The sequence below is a fragment of the Shewanella sp. Isolate7 genome (assembly GCF_022398425.1).
GTDB lineage: Bacteria > Pseudomonadota > Gammaproteobacteria > Enterobacterales > Shewanellaceae > Shewanella.
Map to the genome: position 1 here is coordinate 18,607 of NZ_JAKEVJ010000017.1, position 25,648 is coordinate 44,254.

Here is a 25,648-nt window from a genome sequence, read left to right on the forward strand (position 1 = left end):
AGAGAGATAACTCGACCTTACAAGAAATGGGTTTGCCTGGCTTGTACATTGTTGCGCTCAACTTCTTTAGCGTATTGCCCGGGGGTGACGCCCAGGGCGCGCTTGAAGTGGCGATTGAGGTGGCTCTGATCGTGAAAGCCGCAGCCGAGGGCGACATCAAGTAGCGGCTCGCCTGCACGGATCTTCTGTTTTGCCAGTCGAATGCGACTCTGGATCTGATAGGCGTGGGGTGGCAGGCCGAAGCACTGCTGAAACTGTTTTATTAGGTAATAAGGGCTCATTCCGGCCAGGTTAGCGAGGGCCGTTAGCGACACATCGCTGGCGGGCATATCATCGAGAAACTGCTTAACTAGCGTCAATTGGCGTTGAGCTGTCTTAGCCGTGTCGGCAGGTGGCCGACTGGCACCATGGCGCGTCATCAGCTTCACCATGCTGGTATAGATGAGGCTTTCTCGCAGCAGGGCGTTATCTGAGCCGGTGAGCGTCTCGAAGGTTAGACGTAGCAGGTCGGCCAGGGGCTTATCTTTTACCACAGGTTCGGGAAAGTAGGGGGCTCCTGTGCGCTTAGTGCCTATGGCTGCTGCGATATCCGCAAACTGCTCGGGGAGCGGATACATGGCCCGATAAGACCAGCCATTGTCTGTGGCCGAACGGCCATTATGCACCTCATCGGCATTGACCAAAATGATGCTGTCTTGTGGAGCAACATGATCGCCGCCGGTACGATAAAAACGCTGGGCGCCGGTGTCGATAACCCCCACGGTATAGCCCTCATGGCTATGTCGCGAGAAGTTTTGTTTCTGATAGCTGGCATTCAGTAGCTCTATGCCGCCCAGCTCATCGGCTAGGCTAAAGTGTGCCTGTTCTTTACTGCTGTGCTTGTTCATAGGATTGCTGCTGTGAGCGCGATATATGTCTGATGTTGGCGAGTCGATAAGCTCATCTTAGCCTAAAACTCGCAGCGGCTTTTGTACAAAATTGTCATCCTCTATCGCCGATGCTATGGTCGAGCTTCCTACGAGGTGAAGAACAAGTGCAACCCATGACGCGACAAGCCCCTGTGGTGATCTTCGACGGCAGCTGTAATCTGTGCCACGGCGCGGTGCGATTTATCGTTAGGCGTGACAGACGCCGGCAATTTAAGTTTGCCTCGGTTCAGAGTGAGACGGCCCAGCGGCTATTGGCCGCGCAGGGTATCTTGGTGGATCTTGAGGAGCAGAGCAGCTTCTATCTGCTGGATGAGACAGGCGTGTCGGCTAAGAGCGAGGCGGCATTGGCGGTGGCCAGTCGACTCGATGGCTTCTGGCCCTTGTTGAAGCTATTGAGGTGGTTGCCTCGCTCCTTAAGAGACTGGGTATACAACCAGATTGCCAACCGGCGTTATCGCCTCTTTGGCCGAAGAGCCTGCGCCCTGCCAGAGGATATCGACAGGGACAGGTTTATCGAGTGAACGTTCTCGATTGCACTTTCTAGATTGAGTTATTGAAAACTAGAGGGCCAGCAGCTTAGGCAGGAAGCTGGTATCCAGCTTAGCGATTTCGCGTTGCTCATCCAGCACCTGCTGCAATATCTCGTTGCTAGTCAATGGATTGGCAAGAACCACCCTGAATACCACAGAGGTCTGCTCCAGGTTGTTTGCCGGAATGATACGAGTACGGGAGACGAAGGATTTCCCCTGTTCGCGTTGTCGCTTCTGGATAAATTTGGTCAGGCCATCCAGCAGGGTATTGATCTCACTCACCCGCGCCGCGTCATCCGCCGCTATCGCCTCGGCTAGCAGCAACTGTACTTTGGCCGGTACATAGCGATAGGTCAGCAGGCAGAGTTCTGGCCTTGAGGCCAGCTGAAAATCGGCCTGGGCGGCGATTAGCTCGCCAAAATAGCGCGCCTTCTCCAGGCTGTTGTTGATTAAGATCTCGTAGCCGTCGCGGCCAATGACCTGCAGGCAGGCATGTACCAACATGGCCATGCCCGGACGCGAGCCCTCCAGCGTCTGACTGCCCAGATCCTTAGAGCCCTTGCGCAGAATATATTCGGCGTGGTGTTTGATGGCGTTGGCAAATTCCGGATCTTTAAACAGTACCATGCCGGCGCCCATGGGCACATACATCTGTTTGTGGGCATCGATCGTGACCGAATCGGCGCGCTCTATGCCTGCTAACAGGTGGCGATACTTGTTAGACAGCAGGCTGGCACCGCCCCAGGCGGCGTCCACATGGAAGTGACAACCCAGGCTCTCGGCCAGATCCGCCAGTTCTTCCAACGGGTCGATATTACCGGTTTCGGTTGTCCCGGCCACACCGACGATGGCCATCACCTTGATGTTTTGCGCCTCAAGCCGCTCTGCCGCCTCACGCATCTTGGCCACATCCACCTTGTTGTCGCTCGCGCACGGCACGCTCACTATGTTGTCGCGGCCTATGCCTAACAGATCGGCGGCTTTGCCGAGGGAGTAGTGGCCGCGCGTCGAGACCAGGATAGCCAGATCATCATAGCCATAGTGGCGCAGTGCGCGCATCAGGCCAGATTGGGCGACGCCCTTGAAGTCGCCATCGGGTTTTAACAAGCGGTTACGGGCGATCCACAGCGCCGTGATGTTAGCTACTGTGCCGCCGGAGCAGAAGGCGCCCAGGGAGTGGCTGGCGCTGTGCATCCAGCTTTGATAGAAGGGCTCGTTTTGGCCATAGACCATGTGGTGCATCATCCCTAGCACCTGACGCTCCAGCGGCGTGAAGGCCTTGGAGGTCTCTATCTTCACCAGGTTCTGATTGAGTCCCACCATCATCTTCGACAGCGGCAGCACGAAATAGGGCAGCGCCGAGGTCATGTGACCGATAAAGCTGGGCGCAGAGGTGTGTACGCTGTGGGCGATAAGCGTCTGCATCATCTGTTCGGCATAGTCGGAGACGAAGCTGGGAGCCGCTGGGATCTGATAGGCCTGAAAATCTTTTTCGATCTCGCTCAGTGGCTTCTCGACGGCGACGATATTCTCTTTGAGGAAGCCCATCAGGTTTTCCGACAGGTTTTTCTCTATCTTACCCAGGGTCGAATTCGGTGCTTCGGGCAGAGTGAAAATACGCATCAAGGCCTCTTCTGAGGCGGTCGCTTGTCGTGTCTGTTTTGATGTCATCGAGGCGCGTCGCTTAACTTATGTCTGTTTTGAAATAGAAAAAACAGGCGATCGAAAAAGGGAGCTAACTTTACTGTAAGCTTTATACCGCATCAAGGGGAAAAGTGAAATGGCTGGTGGGCAGGGCGTAAAGCCGTCAGTCCGAACGGAAACAGCCTTGAGCCCAATTGGAAACAGCCTTGAGCAAAACCGGAAACAGCCTTGAGCCAAATTTGAAACGGCCTTGAGCAAAATCGGAACAGCCTTGAGCAAAATCGGAACAGCCTTGAGCCAGATGGGATATAGCCTTTAACAAGAGCGTAAACCGCCCTGAGTCGAGTGAGCCTCAGGGCGGTTGGTTTAATTAAGGTGGCTAACGTCCCAGGCGATACAGACGGGCGACATTGACCGCGCAGCTATAAAGGTTATGGCTGGCGCTGGCCAGCACCTCCTCCAGCGCCATGGCCCTAGGCGTCACCGAGAAGAGCGCCTCGATATCGTTTTCCAACAGTACATTAGCATCGTCGCTGACGCAGCCCGCGATGGCGATCACAGGTATTCCCTGCTTGTTTGCCTCTCGGGTAACGCCCATGGGGGTCTTGCCATGCAGGGTCTGGCTGTCGAGGCGACCTTCGCCCGTGATCACCAGATCCGCGCCCTCGAGATGCTCGCTCAGTTTCACCGTCTCCATGACGATATCTATGCCGGGCCTGAGCTTGGCCTGCAGATAGGCCAGCATCGCAAAGCCCATACCGCCGGCGGCCCCGGCGCCTGGCATGTCGCGGCATTCTTTCAGTCCTGATTTGGCGGTGACTTCGGCGAAGTGACTCAACGCCTTATCCAGTCTGGCAACCATGATCTCATCGGCGCCTTTCTGTGGCCCGAAGATGGCCGATGCCCCCTTGTCGCCACACAGGGGGTTGTCCACATCGCAGGCGACCTCAATCTGCACCGCGTTAAGCCTTGGATGTAGGCCGCTAAGATCTATGCTGGCAAGGTGTTGCAGTGCTGCGCCGCCGGGTCTTAACGGCTTGCCGTCAACGTTCAATAGATGGGCGCCAAGCGCCTGTAACATACCGGCGCCGCCATCGTTAGTGGCACTGCCGCCCAGGCCGAGGATAAGGTGGGTCACGCCGCTGTTGAGGGCGTGGCAGATAAGCTCGCCCGTGCCATAGCTGGTGGTGACTAAAGGATCGCGTAAGATAGATGGTACATGGTGCAGGCCAGATGCGGCGGCCATCTCAATCACGGCGGTGCGCTGCCCGGGGGCTTCCTGACCTAGCAGGCCATAGTGGGCATCCACCTGACTGCCCAGAGGGCCTGTGACCTTAAGCTCGACCAGGCTGCCGCCCGTGGCATCCACCATAGATTGCACCGTGCCTTCGCCGCCGTCGGCGACCGGCAGCTTGATATATTCGGCGTCGGGAAGCACCTCACGAAAGCCCCTGGCTATCTCGGTGGCGACTTCCATGGCGCTCAAGCTTTCTTTAAATGAATCGGGCGCGATGACTATTTTCATGCAGGCTTCCTGTGTGAAGAGGGGGAATACATTACAACATCTGAAATAAACGAGCTGGGTTGTCCGGCGCCCAGGCTGTGCCCCTTGGCGCCGGTCTGATTAGCTTAGAGTAGAACGAGACTCAGCAGGTAGACGAGGAGCATGGCGGTCACACCTTGGATGAGGGTGGCCATGGTTTGTGCCTTGTAGGCCTGTTTCACGCTCATGCGGCTAAACTGAGTCACTACCCAGAAGAAGCTGTCGTTGGCGTGTGAGACTGTCATGGCGCCGGCACCAATGGCCATCACGGTCAGCACTCGGCCCATGTCGCTGGCAAGGCCGATATCGCCCAACATGGGGGCAACCAGGGCCGAGGTAGCTACCAGGGCAACGGTCGATGAGCCCTGAGCCGATTTCAGCGCCGCGGCGACGATAAAGGGCATGAAGATACCTATGCCCAGCGCCGAGAGCGAGCTGCCGAGGAAGTTGCCAATCTCTGTGGCCTTAAGTACGGCGCCGAAGGCGCCGCCGGCACCCGTGATCAACAGTATCGGTGCGGCGACAACTAAGCCGTGGCTGATGCGCTCGCTGAACTCCTTAATCTTATCCTGGCTCTTGAGCAGGCTAAGAGAGAGGAGAAGACCTATCATCAGGGCATTAACCGGTTGACCCAGGAAGGCCAGGATATCGAATAGGCTGCCGTCACCCAATGGCTGTGAGGGGAACTTGGCAATGGAGCCCAGGCAGATGAGCAAGATTGGCACGAAGATAGGGGCAAATGCCTTGGCCGGGCTGGGTAACTTGCCATAGGCGGCCTTGAGGTTTTCAAAATCTTCCACATTGCTTTTGAGCGCTTCGGCGCCTTCCCCGTCTGGCTCGACGTTAGCAAAGCGGTTGGCCCATAACATACCCGCGAGGGCGGCCACGGCGGCGACGAAGATGCCCACGCCTATGACCAGCCCGAGGTTAGATTCCAGCCCCAGGTTACCGGCGGCGGCGATAGGCCCTGGCGTCGGCGGCACGAAGGTGTGGGTCGCATACAGGCCGGTAGCCAGGGCGACACTCATGGAGACGCTGGAGACCTTCATGCGATTGGCCATGGACTGCTTGAGCGAGTTGAGGATCACGAAGCCAGAATCACAAAATACCGGGATAGAAACCAGGTAGCCGATGATCGACATGGTCAGGGTTGGGAAGCGTTTCCCCAGCAGCTTTATCACCACATCGGCCATGGTAATGGCCGCGCCGCTCTTTTCCAGTATGGTACCTATGATGGTACCCAGCACGATAACCAGGCCGATATAGCCTAAGATACCGCCGAATCCAGAGGTGATGGTTTTGGCCACATCGGCGCTGGGTAGCCCGTAGGCAAAGGCGGCGATGAAGGAGGCGAGAATGAGGGTTAGGAAGGGGTGAAGCTTAAATTTGGATGTCGCGATAACGATGAAGGCTATCACGGCGATCAAGATCAGTACTAGGCTCATAGGGTGTCCCTGTATTGGGTTATATTTATTGGCTGTGATCTGTTGCTTTGATCTAGCGATGACCCGTTAACTCGCTCTTAGCGCGGGAGCAAAGGGTTTTCAGGCTGGCACTATTATCCGGAGAATAGGACAATCTGGCTTCGTGCCAGCCTCCTAATATTTTGCTTATGCAGCACCGATATTTGTGCGTTTGCACCAATTTCGGTTGGGGGAGAGGAATAAAGTCGGTCTAGATCACAAAATGACCGACTGGGCTTGTTCGATTAGGCGGTTAATTTGTCGTCGTTGGCCGATTGCCAACAGGCCTCGCCGCGACAGGCGCTGCCGAAGGCTTGAAATAGCTTGACGGAATCTGGGTTTTTGTTGGCTTGCCATTCGGGATGCCATTGTACGCCGAGGATAAACTGGCCATAGTCTGGGCCATGGATCGCCTCGATAAGGCCATCCTCGCCATAGGCGAGGGCCTCTAGCCCCTTGCCAAGGGTACAGATCCCCTGGCCGTGGAGGGAGTTGACCATGGTCTTGTCACCAATCAGCTTGGCCAGCCAGCTACCGGGTACCGTCTCGATGGCGTGTCTCGGCCCATATTGAACATGGTTGGGGGTTTGTGGATCTTCGCGGTGATCATCGAAACCGGGTTCGCTGTAGACCTTCTGATACAGGGTGCCGCCCAGGGCGATGTTAAGCTCCTGCATGCCACGGCAGATCCCCAGTATGGGTAACTTGCGCTTGAGGGCACCCTCGATAACGGCGAGATCGACTATGTCTCGGTTCACGTCCTGACTCTTTTCCGGGGTGAGGTTTTCCTGACCATAGAGGCTGGGTTCGATATTGGAACCCGCGCCCGAGAGATAAACCCCGTCGACCATGTCCAGGTAGCGGTCCACATCTTCTACGCCGAAACAGGTGGGCATTAGCAGTGGGACGGCCTCGGCGATCTCCACAATCGGCTGTATATACTTGTGGGTCATCACCTGGTATGGATGTTGGTTTCTGTCTTGCTGGCCCATGGTCATCAAGATGAGAGGCTTGGATTTCTTAGCACTTGTTGTCTGTGTTATTGGCATAGATCACCCGTTTGGTCGCGTTGTCTGTCACCCGATGCGTGACGTCTGTGTAGCCTCATGTGGCCGCTACTGGCCCTAGCTATCGCCTTTCTTAAGGATAGCAAAATGTGAAAAAGTACATTTGTTGACCACCAGTCTGCCTATTGGTGTTCGTTATGTTAAACGTGTTGGATGTAATTAATTACACTTTGATACAGGTAGGAGGAGAGGGCGAAATCCCTGATTTCATTCTCAGGTTGTGTTTGATTTACTTGGCGTTGCTTGCTTCGGGGAATTTTAAATGTTTGCGTCTACCTAGATTGTTCTTCGGAGGGGGATTTAAGGTCGAAAGCCTAACGCCTTTCCGGCGAGGATCGTGTAAACACGTTTTTGGCCCCGTTTCGGAAGCTCACCGGCGTTTCTACATCGGTGAGCTAACCCTTCTTAGATTCGGCATGGGTAGATTTTACTCGGATATCTCATTTGTGTTTTCTATTAGCGCTAGGAGGTACCTGGTGGCAACTCCATGGTTTATGCTCAGCATTGTCCTTAATATTTTGATCGACAAATTTGTAATAGCTTTCTTTGGTATGTGTCCACCAGTCGTTATGCAAGTCGGCCCCATGTTGCTTGAGCACTTTCTCAACACCATCGAGATCGATATGAGTCGCATCATAGGCAAGGTGTATTTCGCCCGTTCTTATGTTGTAACTCACTTCATCAATGCCAAAAAGGTCATCAATTTCAGCTATCAAGGCGTCGCAGTTATCTTGGGTAACATTGCTCAGTTTCAGGTTTCGGATCACTAAATTTTGTTCTCTTACGCCAACTCTATGATCTAAATCGCTCATGACTTATCTCCTTAGGTGAGTAAATAACCGTTTCAGTTAAAGCTTAGAGCTGTGTCTAAGACACAGGTCAAGCACTTTCGGCTAAGGAATATGGGAGATTTGGCTAGGTGAGACACTGCTAGACTTAAGGTAATCATTTATCCTTTAACAAGGAGAGCCGTTATGAGTTACAAGCATATCTGGGTTGCGGTCGATCTGTCTGAGTCTAGCCAATCCGTGATAGACAAGGCCGTTTCACTGGCTAAAGCTGGCAATAGTAAGGTTTCATTTGTGTTCGTCGATGTCGACAGCGTAGCGATCACCCCACAGGAAGAATTTGAACAGCAGGAGAAGTTGCAAATTTTAGCAACCCTCAGCGATTACCCCATCGCTGAAACCTTAGTGGTGATAGGCGACCTGCATATGAAACTGGCGGGGGTTACCAAGGAACATAATATCGATCTGCTGGTTTGCGGCCACCATCATAAGTTCTCAAGTAGCCTGTTTTCCTCTTTACCCAAGGTGGCCAATGCCGTCGAGGCCGACCTTCTTGTGGTGTATCTGGATCATTAGCCCTGGTCTGTTAATCAGCAAGGTCTTAGGTTCGCTTAATTCTTATATTGGGGTAATTGGCTAGGCTGGCCCTTTAAGGGCGCGGCTATTAGCCGCTGTGAGGGGCGCGTTGAATGGTAGTTTGTGCTGGAATTGTCCTCTGAAGGGGGAGAAGGTCTAACCTTGCTGGTGTATCAAGTGCCTGCCGCAGGCTTTATTTGCAGGTACTGATGAGGCTCTCAGGGATCTTTGTGGCTTGCCAAAACAGTGTTTGCAAGAGCCTCGCCGGACAGGCGTTAGGTTGCCTTGAAGGGGGGCATTAAGAAGCTTTCAAAGAACCAAGTCAGTTAAACTATACCAAATAATCCCGATAGTCGCCACCACAATCCCTCGTCGGCTGATCATCGCCAGACAACAAACCGACATAGATCAAAACAACCGCGCCAATTCCCCCTTAATATTGGCATGCTCCCTTAGCCTACTGTTAATGCTCCCGCTCCCATTGATGGCAGAAATCGATGAAGCTTCTCAGCAGCGGACTGAGGTATTTCTCCTTGTGGACCAGCAACCAGAAGCGGCGGCTCATGTTTAGCGGCAGTTTGAGTACCTTGACTCGGCCGTCACGAATCGCCGGTTCGGCAGACAGACGTGACAGGCAAGCCAGGCCGAGGCCGGCCGAGACTGAGTTGATCAGGGCCTCTGTGTTATTGAGCTGGAAGGCCTCGTGCCATTGCTGAAGCCTAGGGGCAATCAGGCGCACAAAGAATTCCCGTGAGCCCGAGCCAGGCTCGCGCAGGATCCAGGAACTGGTTTCCAGTTCCCTTAGTGGGATCTCGACATTAGCCGGCAGGGGATGATTAGGTGGACAGATCACACACATCTCATCTGCGCTGAAAGGGGTTGCGTCGAGTTCTGGGTGTTGAATCTTTCCTTCGATCAGCGCGATATCCAGTTCGTAGTCGACAAGCTTGTCGCAGATCTCGGCCGAGTTGGAGATAAGCAGGCTTTGCCGCTCATGCCCGGTGTGACGACGAAAGTCACTCAGAAGATAAGGGGCCACCTGATTGCCCAAGGTATCGCTGGCGCCGATACGAAGCTGGCCGGAGAGTGCTTGTGCATCGTTAAAGAGATGCTCGATATCGCTGGCCCTGTTAAGAAGTTCATCGGCCAGGGGCTGTAGCTTGTGCCCCTCCTGATTGAGGATTAGGCGGTTGTTGACCCGATCGAATAGGTGGTGGCCGAGCTGCTTCTCCAGCTCAGCCAGCGCCATACTCACGGCAGCCTTAGAGAGAAACAGGCTGTCCGCCGCCGCGGTTAGGGTCTTGTGTTGAGTGAGGGTGCTAAACACCTTCAGCTGTTTGAGTGAGATGTGACTGGCCATGGCTTGCTGCTCGGGTGCTTATGTTTGAGTACTTATTTTTGGGCGTTAGCGCCTAGGTGTTAACGCTTAGGTATTAGCACTTAGCTATAAGTACCTTTGTGTTTAGTTATTCTGAACGCTCGTTACAAATAATTAGATATAACAGAACAAAAGGCAAGCGTATTATTGCTGTAGAGAAACAAACCTGGTTGAGATTGTTATGATTCAAAGAACGAAAAAGGCAGTAATGGACGTACCCACACCTATGGCGGGCTTGGCGCTGGGCATCGCCAGCTTAGGCTGGTGCTGGGAAAACTTTGCCGAACTCAATGGTTATGGCCAGTGGATTAGCGCAGGTATTGCCAGCGTCCTACTCGCCATATTGACGATTAAGTTTTTCTTTCATAATCATCTGCTGAGACAGGACCTTGCCCATCCTGTGGTCGGCAGTGTCGTGCCGACATTTTCGATGGCGACCATGGTGGTATCCAACTCTCTGGGGCAATTTTATCCGCTAGCCGGCGATGGCCTGTGGTTAGCGGCCGTGGTACTACACATAGTCTTCTTGGTCAGCTTCATTTATCACAGGGCTAAAGATTTTGAGCTGCACCACATGGTACCCAGCTGGTTTGTGCCACCTGTTGGCATCATTGTTGCGGATGTCTCTTTTTCGGGCACGACTGTACTGGCTCCCATTGCACAGGGCGCGCTTATCTTCGGTATGCTGGCCTATGCGGTGATGCTGCCTTTGATGATCTATCGCTTAATGTTTACCCATGAGGTGCCGGATGCGGCGAAACCCACCATGGCCATTCTGGCGGCGCCGGCCAGTCTCTCGCTGGCAGGCTACCTAACCGTCACCGCCACGCCATCGCCTGTGACCATCGCCCTGCTGTTTGGTATCGCCGTGTTGATGACGGCCATTATCTACCTGGCGTTTTATAAACTCTTGAGACTGCCCTTTAGCCCTGGTTACGCGGCCTTTACCTTCCCCATGGTGATCGGCAGTACCGCACTGTTTAAGATGGCAAACTGGATGGTACTCGAGGGAATGCAGTCTCATTATGTACAACAGGTGCGAAACCTGGCGGGACTCGAGCTCATGGTCGCGACTGTGGTGGTCTCTTATGTCGCACTGAAATACATCAATCACCTGGTGATTCAGCCGCGCCTAGTGTCACATCCAGTTTAGGGTCACAACCTGTTTAGCGTCACATCCGGTTTAGTGTCACGGCTAGCTTAGTATTGCACTTAACTTAGTCTCACAGCTAACTTAGTCTCACACCTAACTTAGTAACACCTCACGACGGATAGATAATACTGAGTTAGCCTTGCCGGCAAGGACGCCATCGCCAGATCTATTTTCCACCGCCTTAGCATACAAACTAAGCCCTCTTGACTGGCTTATAGGGCAAAAAAAGATCTTAGCGGCATGACTTCACCGCCGTGAGCGCGTAAAATCCCCGCTTTCAGAACGGGCCTTTCATCTTCATTGGGCCAGCCGATAGCCATATTTACTCAAAATGTCAGACACCATGTATTCAGCCCAGCAATGTTTCACCCCCTTTAGTACCTCGGTCGAGGGCATCACGCTGCCTGAGCGGTTTACCTTTCCTTTCTATTATGAGCCCCACGAACTGTGTGTGTTGGCGGCGAATGAATTGCATGCGCATCTCGAGCATCAAGGGGAGTGGCAACACAACTTCGGCCTGACGGGGCAGCGTGGCGGCGCCATAGGTAAGATGTTTGGTGTGCTGGTGGTGCAAAACCGCGAAGGCGAGCTTGGCTATCTTAAGGCCTTTTCCGGCAAATTAGCCGAGCAGAATCTACTGCCGGGCTTCGTACCGCCTGTGTTCGACATGCTCACCCAGGACAGCTTCTTTCATGGCGAGCAGCTGGCCATCAATCGACTGACCACAAAGCTTGAGGCCTTGCAGAATGCCCCGGCGCTGGCGGCGTTAGAGGCTGAGCTTAAGGGGCTCAACGGCGCCAAAGACCAGGCCGTGGCCGAGTTGAGGGCTGAGATTATCGAGAATCGCAAGTCGCGCAAGGCCAGACGTCAGGCGGGGCAAGGCCTCGATACCCTGGCCTTCGAGGCCCTGCAGCAACAGCTTGGCCGTGAGAGTGTGGCAGAGAAGCATAGACTCAGGCAGCTAAATCTTGAGTGGGATGACCAGATCGCCGCGCGCGAGACTCGGCTGAGCGAGTTACGCGATGAGATTGAGGCCCTAAAACAGCAACGTGCCAGCCAGTCGAGCGCGTTACAGCGTAGATTGTTTGCCCAGTATCAGTTCTTGAATCAGGCGGGCGAGATTAAGGATCTCAACAGCCTGTTTAGCGCATCCCCCAAGGGGTTGCCACCTGCCGGAGCCGGGGAGTGCGCCGCCCCCAAACTGCTGCAGTTTGCCTTCGAAAACGGCCTTAAACCCATTGCCATGGCAGAATTCTGGTGGGGAGCCTCGCCTAAGTCCGAGGTGAAACAACACAAGCAGTTCTATGGTGCCTGTCACGGCAAGTGTGAGCCGATTTTAGCCCATATGCTGAGTGGCATTGCGCTGGATGACAACCCACTGCTTAATAATCCGGCCGAGGGTAAAGCGCTCTCCATCATATACCAGGATGAGGCGATTGCCGTGGTCAACAAGCCGGCGGAGTTTCTCTCTGTACCGGGCAAGCATGTGAGCGATAGCGTATACAGCCGTATGCGCCAGGCCTTTCCCAAGGCAACCGGGCCGCTGATTGTGCACCGGCTGGATATGTCTACCTCTGGCCTGATGGTGATAGCCCTGAGCAGTGAGGCCAACACCGCCCTAGTGCAGCAGTTTATCGGCCGCACGGTGGAGAAGCGTTATCTTGCTAAGGTGGCGGGCGAGGTTCAGGGGGATGAGGGCGAGATAAAGTTACCGCTTAGGGTGGATCTCGATGACAGGCCGCGTCAGCTGGTGTGTTTCGAGCATGGAAAACATGCCCATACCTATTGGCAGGTGAGTTCTCGAGGCGAGGGAACGACCCTGTTATCCCTGTTTCCCAAGACGGGGCGTACCCATCAGCTCAGGGTGCACTGCGCCCATCAGGACGGCTTGGGGATGCCCATCATAGGGGACGATCTCTACGGGGCTAAGGCGAATCGCCTGCACCTGCACGCCCAGTATCTGGCCTTTAACCATCCCATCAGCGGCGAGCGGGTGAGCTTTAGCTGCGATCCCGACTTCTAGGGCCTGTTGATCTTTGCCGTTTGTTTTTGCAGCAGTTTGAAGGTGATTTATACAAGGCAGAGCCCGTGTCGTGTAGTCTTCTACACAAACTGGCGATAACACCGTAGACATGGCCTACAAACGCTGCCCAACGGGTTCATCTAAACGTGCGCTGCACTTTATGAAAGGCTTCCTGCCTTTCACCGCAGGCGGTCAGCTACGCTGTTAGAAATCGTTCCAGACGATTTCTTTGTTGTTCGCCATTCACATAGAATAACTATGCTTCATGACTCTCGCCTCGCGCAAAACGCGTTTAGATTGAACAAAAATTAAACTTGAAAGATAAACAGGCCCTAGGGCTCCTCTTGGCCGCGGCTCAGCAGCACCTGACCCAGGTAGAGCTGTAACAGGCCATCGAGTTTATGAATATCCACTTGAGTGATCTGCGCTATCTTATCCAGGCGATACCTTAGGGTATTGCGATGGATAAACAGCGCCTTGGCACAGGCCTGCTGATCGCCAAAATGCCCCAGATAGCTTGCCAGTGTCCTGCGCAGCAGGGCGTTTTTATCCTTGTCGATGAGGCGCTGAAAGGGTCTGAGAAGCTGCTCGCCGCGCCAGTCATGCTTGAGACCGGAGAGCATCACCAACAGGGCATGGTCTTCATAGAGGTATTTGCTTCGCTCGGGTTGCAGCTGCTGGCCGAAATTCAGGGTCTCCAGTGCCGTCTGATAGGAGCGGTTGATGTCCATGGTATTGGGGAAGTAGTGCCCCAGGGCGATCTTCAGTCGAGCGCTTAGCTCACCAGGCAGACGCTTTAGCAGGCGGTCGATGCGCAGACTCTCGGCCTCGGCGCTCCAGGCCTTGCCATCGAGGAAGGCGGGTTTGAGGATCACCAGCTCCGTCATCGAGGTCATGGCGATCAGGTTGCCCCGCGAGGGGGTCTCCAGCAGGTGCAGCACCGTCTTGAGCTGAGAGTTGGCCAGCTCGTCACCGCCATCGTCGTTGATGCGCAGCACGGCCGCGACCCTGGGCAGCTCGAGATCGATATCCAGACGCTTGGCCCAGATCTTAAGGTGGTTGAGAGCCCGCCCCTCGGGTTTTATCAGTTGCAGGATAAACTCCTCCTGCTGACGGGCACGCCACTGGGCCACATCCAGGGAGTTGGCCTGCTCGACGATCATCTCGGCGGTCATCTTCAACAGCTCACCGAAGGCCATCAGTTGTTCAGGCTCACCCGTGATGCCGATAACACCGATGATCTCCCCTTGATAGTGCAGCGGCAGGTTGATGCCGGGCTTGACCCCCTGCAGGCTGGCTGCACTGGCGCTGTTGAGCGCGACGGTGCGGTTCTGGCTGATGGCCAGCAGGGCACCTTCGTGGGTGGATCCGATACGGTGAGGCTCGCCGGAGCCGAGGATCACCCCCTGGCTGTTCATCACATTGATGTTGTGGCCGATGATCACCATGGTGCGATCCACTATCTGTTGGGCGAGTTGATTGTCGAGAAAGTACAAGGCGCTGGGTCGGCAAAGGGTTGTGGCTTGAGCTTACGACAAAAGGCCGATGGGCAAAAGTCTTGGAGGGCGCTTTTGCGAGATGGCGAAGAATACCAATCAAAGTAAGTATGTGATCAGAAATAGCGCAGGAAAAACGCTTGATAACCAAGCTGGACTTTTAGATAAGTATTAATTCTACAATTGAAAATGCTAATACTAGTACTAATGCAGTTGGCGAGTGTTTTAACAAGCTAGCATGAATCAATTATTTATTACGATTGGTATAACGATGAAGCATAAAAAAACCCGCGACAGGCGCGGGTTTTTAGCTGGACTATTACTGACTAGATAATTACCGACTAGATAATTATCAATTAGAGCTTGTAGCTCATGCTCAGCATGATCAGGTGGGCATTGTAGTCATGGCTGTTGTAACCAAAGCCGACCACGTTCCAGATCCCGTCTGGGTTTATGCTGTTACCTGGGTCATTGTCCTCATATTTCTCCATCTTGTAGTCAAGACGCAGTGCCATCTTGTCGCTGGCCTGATATTGGCCGTAGACATTGATGTTATGGACCTTGGCGTAGTAATCACCATAGTCGCCGGTGAGACCCTGTTGTACCTGGGTGTTGCTGCTTGAATCTGAGTAGGTGTAGTCCACGCCCAGGCGCAGTTTCTTCTCTAACAGATTGTTGTAGCTGAACCCGGCACCGATCACATCGACCTGATCTTCTACTAGACCATACCAGTTAGGCGCGCCGAAGTTGGTGCTGCCTGCCTGCTCTGAGTCGATGTTTTGACGATTGTAGAAGGCATTCACCATCATGTCGTCGTTGATCAGGTAGCTGGCATTGATGTCGTAGCTGATATCTTTCGACTCGGTCAGACCGATTTGGGTCTCGTTGTAGTCGTCCAGGGCATAACGGCCGCCGAAGTCGATAGTCAGCGCATCGATTGGCGTGTGGCTGATACGAGCCTCGACCATGGTGCGCTTACGATCGGCAAGATTGTACTTGCGCAGCAGGCTGTTTGACTCGCTTGAGGTCCACTCAGAGGCCTGGTACGTAGAGCCATCGCGCTCGCCATAGCTACCCTTGATCCACATATCCCAGTTGTCCAACGCGCTGAGGTGGAACTTGGCCCATAGCGTGTTTTCATCTGTGGTTTCGCGGTCCTGATAGCTACGCTCGTCGCGGCGGAAGTCGTAACCTGCATCCAGCTTCATGCCTCGGCTCAGGCGGAAGTCTGCGCCCACTTTAGCCCGTTGTGACGTGAAGTCATAAGGGGTGTTGTAGGCGACCTTGCCTGTGGTGGAGTTGATGCTGATCTGGGTCCACTCGTCTACATTGGTCTTGTTATCGCGGTCGCTATAGTCATAGCTGGCGTTAAGGCGAACCGTGCGGTTGAGACGAGACACGACCTTAAGGTTAGCGCCCGTCATGTCGACCTTGGCATCCACGGCCTCAACCGGCGTGGTGTAAATATAACCTGAGGTCACCAGCGCCTGATCCTGGCTCATCTGGCCATAATGCACGCGGCCGCTCATGATGGTGCTGCCTGCCGTGTATTGGCCCATCAGCGAGACTGTGTGTGCCTCGTTGTCCGGGTCTAAGGCCATGGTGCCTTGAGTCTGGGCGCCGAAGGTTGGATTGAAGGCGTTGTCGAAGGTGAGCTGGCTGTACTCATTCTTAAAGCTCGAGCCTGAGTAGGCCAGGGCGGTAAACCAGTTATCGCCCTTGAGCTTGATGCCTGCTTCAACCGTGTCTGTGGTGTAGTCCACAGGCTCTGCCAGCATCATAGATTGATTGAAGAAGCTGCCCGATGCCTGCTTGAGGCCGGTCTTGTCTTCGCGCTGGTAGTTGATGTAGGTGCTCCACAGCTCTTCGCCCTGATACTCGAAGCCAATGCCGGCGCGCTTGCGCTTGAGCGATAGCTCCAGTGGGTTAAGGCTGCTGTATAGCTCGCTCATCTCCTGGCTTGACCCTGCGGTTTGCCAGTTGTCGGGCAGCGTCAGGTTATCCCCGCCCACGCCCTGATAAGGGCTCATCGCCTTGTCAGTCTTGTAGGTGGCAATTTGACGGTAGTTGAGGCTCAGCTTGTGCTGTCCCACCTTGCCTGACTCGAGAGCTAAGGATCCGTTTTCCATGCCGAGGTTTTGCGCCTCTATGCTGGCGCGGTAGCCTGATTCGCTGATGTAGCTCACATCGGCGTCTAGCTTACCGGCAAACTCGTCCTCGGCGGCAAAGGCATTGGCCGAGCGGATGTCGTCGCTGTCGTTGTACCCAACGCCGATACCAACGGTGCCGTTGACGCCGGTCTCAATCTTACAGCGCTTACAGGCCCACTTGTCGAACTTCACCTTTTCCGTGTTGGCGTTTTGAATGCCATAGCCTTCGGCCATTGCCATGCCGGGAATCGCGATGCCGACATTAGCGATAAGGGCGAGGGTGACTACATTGAGTTTGAATTTCATCTTCTCGTCTCCTTAGCGCTGGAACAATTTGCCAGATGGATGGTTAGAACCATGGATCTGGTTATGACAGTTCAGGCAGCTGCGGCCACCGGTAAAGGCATTGCCACCCACGCTTGAACCTTGGTCAGTGTTGCCCAGGTAAGCATTGCTGGCATGGCCATCGCTAGCGTGGCACTGCTGACAAAGTTGTGGGGCGCGGGTCTTCAACATGCCCTCATTAACACTGCCGTGCGGGTTGTGGCAGGTGACGCAGTTTTCAGTTACGGGCGCATGTTCCCATAGCTTTGGGCCGCGTTTCTCTGCGTGGCACGAATAGCAGGTATCGTTAACGCTGGGCTTGACCAGGTCCGAGTCCGACAGGGTACCGTGTGGATTGTGACAATCGCTACAGACCATCTGCGCCCACTTCATTGGGTGAGAAGAGCGCTTGTTCATGTCGGCTTTTTGCTTGGTGTGACAGCTGGTACAGACTTCCATCTCGGTGTTCTTAGAGAGCACAGGGTCTTTATCTGTGTGCACAGAGTGACAAGAGGCACAGGCAACATCGGCGTTGTCATGGTGACCACCATTCCAGGCCATACGCTTGTCATCTTTGTGACAGCTCATACAGACGCTGTTTTGCTTCTCGGCAGACAGGCTAGAGTCGGGACCGAAGGCGATCATCGGCTCTTTACCGCCGCGGTTATGCTTACCCATAGGGCCGTGGCAGGCTTCACATTGTAGGCCGGCCATTGGGCTCTTGCTGGAGTCGGCAGCGCCGTGTACGCCTTTAAACAGATCCATGACCTTTTCAGACTTGCCGTGACACATGAGGCAAGAGTCGGCGCCTTTAGGCGAGTATTGGCCTTCGGCAAACTTCTTGTCCAGGGTGGCTTCCACCTCGTCCGGGGTCATGTTGGCATCCCACTTGGACGCAACCGCGCCCAGGCTTATGCCCAGCGACAGCAGGGCCGCTGCCATCATTGCCGGAATCAGGCTTTTGAATTGATTTGTGATTTTCATAATAGGCATCCTAATTTGCACAAATGAGTAGTGAAAAGTGGGGGAGGAGACTCCCCCGGTTTTCAATTTGAGATGCGCAAATTACATCTTCACCGCAGTGTGATCTTCGATAACGGGTGCGTGGCAGTAGAAACAAGTTTCTAGCTGCGCCGCATCGTTAGCGACATCTTTAGCGCCATTGATGATGGCACCTTGGCTTTCGACGTGGGCCTTGACGCTATCGCTGGTGTGGCAAGAAGTACATGTCGCGGCGATAGGCGTGCTGTATTGGCCGCCAGCGGTTGCCAGGGCACCTTTAGCCTTGAAGGCATCCAGGTTGAAGTCGTTGTGACACTGGGCACAGTCTTTGATGATGCCTTGCTCGCCGTGTACCACGTGCAGTTTCATCTCTAATGCACCCTTCTTCGCGCCGCCAGCATATGTACCGTCAGGCGTGTGACAAGCAGCACAAGCATCGACACCTATGATAGGCATGTCGTTGGCATCTTTGGTGTGAGAGAGTTGCTCAGACATAACGAAACCGGCGTGGTGACTACCCTTGTGCACTTCGAACTCTGTGGTGTGACAAGAAGCACAGGCGGTAAAGTTGACCGAGTCGACGTGACGCATGCTTGGCGCCTTACCATCTAGTGCAGCAAAGGCCAAATCGGCTTTCATACCAGTGTAAAATTCATCCTTTAAGAATTTATTTCCGCGGTCATCTTCATCCATGTTTTCATCAATAACAACGTCAGTGCAATTAATGAACTCACCCTTGTCTGAGCACATAGCCCAGCCAACGAAGGTGAAGGCGGTCTCGCTGTCGATGCCGTTAGCGCCTAGCTTCAAATCTTTGCTAGTGGTGTAAACCAGCTTGCCATCTTCGATCTTAGCTGCCGCATCTAACACACCGTTCTTGATGGCATTAATTGAATCTTTGCCTGAATAGCCAAGTGTGACATTGTTTGGTCCGACGTTAGTAACTATCTCTAAGCGTTGTACCATAGGCAGAATGCTGTTGACATCAACGGCGGCGCCGCTGGCATCGACCACTTGAATGCTGATGGTGGCAGTCTGGGTCTCGTCGATCGTGGATTCGGCGTTAAGACCGTATTGGTCGATAAGCGCCTTCTTGGCTAGGCTGTCTTGGGTATGCAGCTCTTCGGTCCAGCTGGCGTTATGACAGGCAACACAGTTGCTGTTGTCATTTTGCTGAGAGTGACCTTTGCCCGCCTCGAAGTCGATATCGACGTGACAGCTGGTACAGGTTTCCATGGTTGGAATACGTGACCAGTTACCCCATTCGGTGAGTTCTTCAGATTCTACGTGACAAGCTTTACAGTTATTTTGGATAAGCTTTTCAGCTGCTTGGCCTGTATATTCTTTACCGTATTTGTCTTCAAATGTCTTAGCAGTGTTATGAATATTGTGGATCAAGTGGTTCCACTGAGACTCGGTAGACATTGAGCTGCTATGGCATGTTGCACAGGTCTCTTGTGTGTAGTAGCCACTATGGCGAGTTGTTAGCGGCTTACCTTCAGCGTGACAACTGGTACAGGTTTCATGAGAAACGATGTTCTTAGTGTACAGTGCTTTGTAACCATAGCCGTCAAAATCTTTAACGATTTCGCGGCGAGGCACAGATGTCACACCATCAAGTAATGTAGAGCCTTCTCCGCCCGCATAAACGTTATAGCGTTGTGTTAATTCTTGATCGAGGCCATCAACTTCAAAAGTTAAGCTATAACTTCCATCTTTGTTATCTGTGTAGTTTTGCGTACCAGAAACACGGGCGGTACGCGTCCACTGTGCACTGTTACCAGCACCCGTTGCACCCATTGGAGTAAGCTGAGCGGCAACAAGACCTAGGTCTTTCAGACCGATCACGGGAAGATCATCCTCGTTGGTCGCAAAGACTGTGATAGTCGGTGTACCGTTGTCGTATTCCACCTTGGTGACATCCAGGTGAAGTACTTCGATGGCGTCGGCCGCTGGGCCGCCGGGGTTGCCCGGATTGCCGTCATTACCGTCGCTGCCACCACAACCTGTGAGAGCCATGGAGACGGCACCTGCTGCGAGAAGCAGCTTAAATTTATTATTTTGTACGTTCATCATTTTTTCCCTGCATAGGTTTGGCATCGTCTTAGGTGCATGGCTCATCGAATGTGCCGATTCTCAGTTATAGATTGTGCGACCTAAGTCAATGCTGGAAATAGAAATCCCCAAGGAAATGCTAACGTAACAGGCGGCTAAAATCTGCCAGACTGAGTCCAATGTGTGACCCAGATCTTTCTATTTCTAAAGGGGTAATCTAGTGGGGGCAAAACGCTGCTGAATGTGGGAAAAAATGTTGCAAAATGAAACAGTTTTGCGATTTTTGTTCTTATTTTAGTAATCGCTGTTCTATAGATAAAACAAAGGGAGGCAATGCCTCCCTTTGGGTATTAGATTTCACCCCGATAAGTGGTCAGGGTGAAGCCCTAGTCACTAGTGACTGCTGCCCCAGTTAGCGTGAGCTTCCAGGATCTGGCTGTCTTTGTGACAAGTCGAGCAGGTCTCTGCCGGGTTGAGGCTGTCATAGTCGCTTGCCGGTACACCTAAGGTGGTGAGCGGAGCGCCTTCTTGCTTGAGCAGACCACCGTTAGTCTGAATGTGCGCAGCAGTTGCTTCGCTCAGACCATAAGGTGCCTGGTGACAGCTGACACAGGCTGCGGCTTGTGGTGATACCACTAGCTGCTCGTTAGTGTCGCTCAGACGTTGTCCATCGGTTGTGCCGAAGGCTACAGGAGTGGCTTTTGGATCTATCTTAGAAAGTGAGAATCCGTTGTCACCGTGACAGGCCTGACACTCAGTCTTCTTGAAGAACAAGCCGCCTTCAGAATCGTACACATAGTGCTTGCTGTGAACGATATAGGCTAGGTTAGAAGAACCTGTGCCTTTCTTGTCACGAGTACCGTTGTGGCAGCTCGCACAGCCATCCATATCGTTGCTGAAACGGTGCTTGATTGCTGTGGTGTGACACTGCTGACAAGCTGTCATGTCGGCGTGTTGTACGCGCGGAGACTTGTCTGCCTGTGTACCATCGACGGCGAAATAGGCTGTGTCAGAAGGCACGTAAGGGCCAGCATTGGTTGCCACACCTTCTTCAACAGTACAGTCGGCTAAAGCGCCTTTACCGTCGAAACAGATGTGTAGTTGGCTGCTTAGTGCGACAGTGACATCTGCCGTTTCCATGATTTGCGCAACTTTAAAGTCGCCATCTGCGATGGTGACATTGATTGAGCCATCTTCACCGGCGGTGAAGTTGTTGTAACCCACCTTCTGGTTGTTCACCAGGAAGTCATCGTCGACAACGCCGTTGAACACTATCGCACTGGTGAAGCCACCGTACTTATACGGAGTCGGATCGATCTGTGCCAGAGTCACCTTAGTGTCGCCCAGACTAACCGTCATGTTGGCCGTTACTGTTTTAGTGTCGGCGTCATAGCTCATGCTGTTGAAAGTGACTTTTGCGGCAGCTGACTGTGCATTGTCATTTTTCAGGTAGTGGCCAGACTCGGCGCCACGTACACCGCCATTTGGATCGTTATGACAGCTCACACAGTTTTGCTTGCTTTCGGCGATCTGGTTGTTTTCGCTATCCCAGTGCCAGCTTGGTACCGCGTATGGGCTGTTGTGACAGTTCATACAGGTTGCCGTATCCAAGTCAGCCTTCCAGGCGTCGGCCATGGTCAGGCTTTCATCTGCCTGGTGACAGGTTTGGCAATTACCCGCACTTTGTGGGTAGATACCATTGTAAGTTGAGTGGCTATGGATAGCGTGTGCCATACCTTTGATTGAGCCGTCAAACTCATAGGTACGAACTACCTTGCCATCTTCATCCTTCTCGTCTTTCATGTACGAGTTGTAGTCGGTATGACAGAAGGTGCAAGATTCTAAGGTTACATGCTTACCGCCATGCATGGTCAGTTCGCCATCTTGGCCAGGACGGTGACAGCTTTGACAAGTATCATTGGCAATCAGTGCCTTAGGCTTTTCCTGAACCGTATCAGAGCTTGGCTGCCAATAGAAGAAGCTGTTGTCGACCATGCTCAAACCGGCATTATTGCTCGCCTTCACGCCAAGGTAGATACCGTTGGTGACGTCTGCCTTGTAGTCGTACTTACCTAAGGTATCGATAGGCTTATCGAGGACCAGGGTGTAGCTGCCGTCACCGTTGTCGGTTAAGCAAGTCTCACAATCCTTTCCTTTGAAATAAGAGGAGCCTGTGTAATGGTCATCTCCTTTGTCTTTATTAAAGTAGCTTAACCAGACATCACGTGGGTTACCCTCGAGATCTGTGCTGCCAACTTCATCTTCGTTACCGACACGACCAAAGGAGACGGCACCGATATCGGCATAGCCAAGGCCGAATACGGCAACGCCGTTGGCGTCGGTCAGATTGAAGTTGATGGTTAGGATACCCGCATCATCTACGCTGGCTGATTGGATATTTGATTTTAGGTGTGAGACCTCGCCAATGGGGTTACCAACGGGGCCTGGCTTGCCATCTTCACCATCTTTACCGTCGCTGCCGCAACCGGATAAGACGAGTGAGAGAAGCCCTGCACCTAATACAGCTTTTGTCGCTGCATTAACATTGAACTTTTTCATCATGATTATTCCCTGCAATAGTTTTAATCATCATTAATTGATTGTTCATCAATAAAAACAAGCACCGAAATTGAGAACAGTATTTGTTTCGCCTATTGAAAACACTCGCTTAATGTGTGGAATTAGTTTCCACCTCTAAGGCTATCGAAATGGCAACTTTTTAGCAGGTGTTTCAGTCTGCTTATGTGATTGAGATCTGACTATTTCTTTAGAGGTAGTTGAAAAAATGCATTTTTGGTGAAATTTTCATTTTCATATAAGAAAGTCAGCCAGTTAAATGGCAGCTTGTTGATTTCGTGTTACCGAAAGTGGGACGCTTTAGGGGGTAGGTGTTACTGTGTTTAGGCAGGCTTGGTAGGTAGGATTGTAAGCCCTGTCGGTAGGCGAGACATGCGCCGCCGGATAGAAAAAGAGTGCCAGGGCAGGCCTGACACTCTCGGGTTATTTTACATGAATCGCTAAAACAGTGATGTTTGTTCTAGTCCTGCTTGTGCAGTTCGGCGACCTTTTCCGCGCTGTGGCAGGTGAGGCAGGATTCGCTGTTTAGCATAGCCTGTTCATAGCTGCCTGCGACGATACCGCCCATGCTCTCTATGTGAGACTTGGCCGCGTCTTTGCCACCGCCGATCTCATAGCTTGATGAGACGTGGCATGAGGCACACACGCCCGCCTGAGGGCTGGCGTAGCTGGCGTCACCCTTGTTCCAGCGCATTGGCGTAGAACGAGCATTCTCTAAACCGAAGTCGAGATCGCTGTGACAGGCAGAGCAGTTGGCACTGCTCACCAGCTGATGCACATCGGCGCGGCCATGGGCCTTACCGAAGGTGCCGTGAACGCGCACGATCAGGCTGTTATAGTCGCCGGCTTCGTGACACTGGGCACAGGTGTGTACGTCGGCATTGCGATAGTGCGCCGCGCCCTTACGGGCCACCATGTCGTTGTTGTGACAGCTTGCGCAGTTGTCATAGTCAACGGCGCTGGCACGCACCGCGCCTGGTGTACCATCGAGTTTAACGAACGCTGTCTTGGCCGCATTGGCGCTTAATACTCCGGCGCAACTGCCTTCGCCATCTAGCTCAACCAGGGTCGAAGACTTGTTCTTAAAGCAGGTGCTAAAGCTTGTGCTGATCGCGAGATCTGCCCCATCGGCAAGCACCTCTGCCAGTGAGGGTAAGCCATAGTTTGGCTTAGAGGCATCGACGGTCACGGTAAAGCTGCCATCGGGGTTAGTGCTGGCACTACCACTGGTGCGCGCCGCCAGGAAGGCGTCAGGCTTGACCGCATCGACGGCGTTAACATATACGCTGACGCGAGGCACATGGGCGCCCGTTACAGCCTCTTCACCCTTAGTCAGGTTTAGGGTAAAACTCAAGGTTGCGCCGGTTTCATCCCAAGCTATCTGGCTGTAGCTGGCATCGACCAGGACACCGGCCTGTGATGCGGCTTCATAGCTTTGTTGCTCATGGCCTGCGAAGTGGCGGAAGGCGCCCCCGCGGGTGTTACCGTCCTGGCTGGTGTGACAGGTGACACAGCCTACCAGTGTCGCGCCTTCTTCACCCGGTGCCACTAGGCTACTGCCCTTATGATATTCGCCGTGACAGCTTTGACAGCTGGTCACATCTTTATCGCCAAACCAGGCCAGCGCATGGGGCGTCAGGCCTTCGGGTAGCGTCTCTTCTGTGGTGGTATAGCTCACGTGACAGCTCTGACAGTTGGCAGTCGATGCTGGGAAGTTAAGCTCGGCTTTTGGATTGCCTTCGCTATCGAGCGCGGCGCCGTCAAATTCATGGGCAAAGGCTGGGTTGTTGGCGTTGGCGATAACCGAGTTGAATTTCGCCAGTTCGCGGCGATCCTTTTCGGTGATACCTGTATGCACTCCATGAACCAGCCCTTTGATAGAGCCGTCGAAGTGGAACTCGACGGTATTGCCTTCACCATCGATGCCCGAGCCGCTGTATAGGGTGTAGTCGGTATGACAGAAACCACAACCATCGGCGGTGTTACCATAATTGCCGTGACGGATATGATCCTGACCCACGTGACAGTTGGTACAGGTGTCTATCTCTAACACCTTCTTAGGCGAGGCCACCGACTGCTGTGTCAATGGGTCCCAGTAGTAGGCTTCGACATTCTTAAGCTTGTTTTGACCCACGCCATAGGTGATCAGATAGATGCCATTGATCTGATTGGCGTCATAGTCGTAATCCAGGCCATTGGTGTCGATGATCTCTGGCGCCGTCACCTTGTAACGGCCTTCACCCAGGTAGGCAAGGCAGGTTTCGCCTTCAGGGCAGTCACGATTAGGGCGCCAGTTGTTGGTGCCTGTCATAGGTACGCCATTTTTGCTGGCGTTGCGGTATGAGAGCCAGATCTCCTCGTCGCCATCGGCGCGATTAGTGACCTGAGTGCCATCTTCTAGGGTGTAGGGCGTGAAGGCCTCGCTACGCGTGCCCATACGACCGAAGGCGATGCGTAGTGGGTCGGTGAGCGCCGCTAATCCGGTGACGGCGACGCCATTAGGATTGGTCAGGCTAAACTCGAAGCTTAATGTTTTCGCCGCCTCGTCATAGCTGGCGCTTTCTATCTTGGTTTGGACCGCAGTTGCACTGTTGATATCGACTGCGATTTCACCAGGCTTGCCGTCTTCACCATCTTTTCCATCGCTGCCATTACACCCGACCAGTGCCAGAGACAAGGCCCCGACACCGAATGCTGCTTTGACTGCGGTACTGATTGAATACCGTTTCATCATTTTTCCCCTGCATGAGAATGAGAGTGATCTCAATTTTTCTTTTTGGTATGAATAAGGTGGGCTTCGTTATTGCTATTGCCTCAATGACTTGGCGACACCTTAATCATCATCTTATTCAAAAGGGGGTAGACGCATTGGCTCGTTTGGCGCAAACGTGAAGCGGATCCATTAAGCCTGGATCAAATTGATAAACTTGTTAAATAACATTATTTTCAA

General features: G+C 53.3%; 17 protein-coding genes. 4 read left to right on the plus strand and 13 right to left on the minus strand.

The window, feature by feature from the left end:
• Positions 1–17: 17 nt before the first annotated feature.
• On the minus strand, positions 18–887 hold the full coding sequence (locus L1D47_RS06245; RefSeq protein ID WP_239883095.1) for an AraC family transcriptional regulator: 870 nt from the start codon (positions 885–887) through the stop codon (positions 18–20).
• A 155-nt stretch (positions 888–1,042) separates the two neighbouring features.
• Here L1D47_RS06245 and L1D47_RS06250 point away from each other — a divergent pair, with 155 nt between their 5' ends.
• On the plus strand, positions 1,043–1,450 hold the full coding sequence (locus L1D47_RS06250; protein ID WP_239883096.1) for a DCC1-like thiol-disulfide oxidoreductase family protein: 408 nt from the start codon (positions 1,043–1,045) through the stop codon (positions 1,448–1,450).
• A 39-nt stretch (positions 1,451–1,489) separates the two neighbouring features.
• Here the strand turns inward: L1D47_RS06250 and panP are convergent, their stop codons facing one another.
• From panP to L1D47_RS06275, 5 genes are all read right to left on the minus strand, one after another.
• Positions 1,490–3,130, minus strand: a complete 1,641-nt coding sequence (gene panP, locus L1D47_RS06255) for a pyridoxal-dependent aspartate 1-decarboxylase PanP (protein ID WP_239883098.1) — start codon at positions 3,128–3,130, stop codon at positions 1,490–1,492.
• A 352-nt stretch (positions 3,131–3,482) separates the two neighbouring features.
• Entirely contained in the window at positions 3,483–4,628 is a 1,146-nt protein-coding gene (locus L1D47_RS06260) for a glycerate kinase (protein WP_239883100.1), read from the minus strand.
• A gap of 104 nt (positions 4,629–4,732) precedes the next feature.
• Positions 4,733–6,091: a GntP family permease gene (locus L1D47_RS06265; protein ID WP_239883102.1), complete on the minus strand. Its 1,359-nt coding sequence runs from the start codon at positions 6,089–6,091 to the stop codon at positions 4,733–4,735.
• A gap of 263 nt (positions 6,092–6,354) precedes the next feature.
• Positions 6,355–7,158, minus strand: a complete 804-nt coding sequence (locus L1D47_RS06270; RefSeq protein ID WP_239883105.1) for a gamma-glutamyl-gamma-aminobutyrate hydrolase family protein — start codon at positions 7,156–7,158, stop codon at positions 6,355–6,357.
• A gap of 458 nt (positions 7,159–7,616) precedes the next feature.
• Positions 7,617–7,988: a cation transporter gene (locus tag L1D47_RS06275; RefSeq protein WP_239883107.1), complete on the minus strand. Its 372-nt coding sequence runs from the start codon at positions 7,986–7,988 to the stop codon at positions 7,617–7,619.
• A 162-nt stretch (positions 7,989–8,150) separates the two neighbouring features.
• Here L1D47_RS06275 and L1D47_RS06280 point away from each other — a divergent pair, with 162 nt between their 5' ends.
• Positions 8,151–8,540: a universal stress protein gene (locus L1D47_RS06280; protein WP_239883115.1), complete on the plus strand. Its 390-nt coding sequence runs from the start codon at positions 8,151–8,153 to the stop codon at positions 8,538–8,540.
• Positions 8,541–9,003: 463 nt separating this feature from the next.
• Here the strand turns inward: L1D47_RS06280 and L1D47_RS06285 are convergent, their stop codons facing one another.
• Positions 9,004–9,900 (minus strand): LysR family transcriptional regulator, encoded by an 897-nt coding sequence (locus L1D47_RS06285; RefSeq protein ID WP_239883117.1) that lies wholly within the window; start codon positions 9,898–9,900, stop codon positions 9,004–9,006.
• Between the two features lie 199 nt (positions 9,901–10,099).
• Here L1D47_RS06285 and L1D47_RS06290 point away from each other — a divergent pair, with 199 nt between their 5' ends.
• Positions 10,100–11,071 carry a TDT family transporter gene (locus L1D47_RS06290; protein WP_239883118.1) on the plus strand — a complete coding sequence of 324 codons (972 nt, stop codon included), beginning with the start codon at positions 10,100–10,102 and terminating at the stop codon, positions 11,069–11,071.
• Positions 11,072–11,414: 343 nt separating this feature from the next.
• The gene (locus tag L1D47_RS06295) at positions 11,415–13,094 is read left to right on the plus strand and encodes an RluA family pseudouridine synthase (RefSeq protein ID WP_239883121.1); all 1,680 of its coding nucleotides are present in this window, start codon (positions 11,415–11,417) and stop codon (positions 13,092–13,094) included.
• A 332-nt stretch (positions 13,095–13,426) separates the two neighbouring features.
• On the opposite strand, the gene L1D47_RS06300 is transcribed toward L1D47_RS06295, so the two are convergent.
• The 6 genes from L1D47_RS06300 to L1D47_RS06325 form a co-directional block, all read right to left on the minus strand.
• Positions 13,427–14,590: a sugar diacid recognition domain-containing protein gene (locus L1D47_RS06300; protein WP_239883123.1), complete on the minus strand. Its 1,164-nt coding sequence runs from the start codon at positions 14,588–14,590 to the stop codon at positions 13,427–13,429.
• Positions 14,591–14,946: 356 nt separating this feature from the next.
• Positions 14,947–17,046 (minus strand): MtrB/PioB family decaheme-associated outer membrane protein, encoded by a 2,100-nt coding sequence (locus L1D47_RS06305; protein WP_239883133.1) that lies wholly within the window; start codon positions 17,044–17,046, stop codon positions 14,947–14,949.
• Between the two features lie 12 nt (positions 17,047–17,058).
• Positions 17,059–18,048 (minus strand): DmsE family decaheme c-type cytochrome, encoded by a 990-nt coding sequence (locus tag L1D47_RS06310; RefSeq protein ID WP_239883135.1) that lies wholly within the window; start codon positions 18,046–18,048, stop codon positions 17,059–17,061.
• A gap of 81 nt (positions 18,049–18,129) precedes the next feature.
• On the minus strand, positions 18,130–20,139 hold the full coding sequence (locus L1D47_RS06315) for an OmcA/MtrC family decaheme c-type cytochrome (RefSeq protein ID WP_345778756.1): 2,010 nt from the start codon (positions 20,137–20,139) through the stop codon (positions 18,130–18,132).
• Between the two features lie 375 nt (positions 20,140–20,514).
• Positions 20,515–22,683 (minus strand): OmcA/MtrC family decaheme c-type cytochrome, encoded by a 2,169-nt coding sequence (locus L1D47_RS06320; RefSeq protein ID WP_239883139.1) that lies wholly within the window; start codon positions 22,681–22,683, stop codon positions 20,515–20,517.
• A 475-nt stretch (positions 22,684–23,158) separates the two neighbouring features.
• Complete coding sequence (locus L1D47_RS06325) at positions 23,159–25,429, minus strand: hypothetical protein (protein ID WP_239883140.1); 2,271 nt, start codon at positions 25,427–25,429, stop codon at positions 23,159–23,161.
• Positions 25,430–25,648 lie beyond the last annotated feature (219 nt).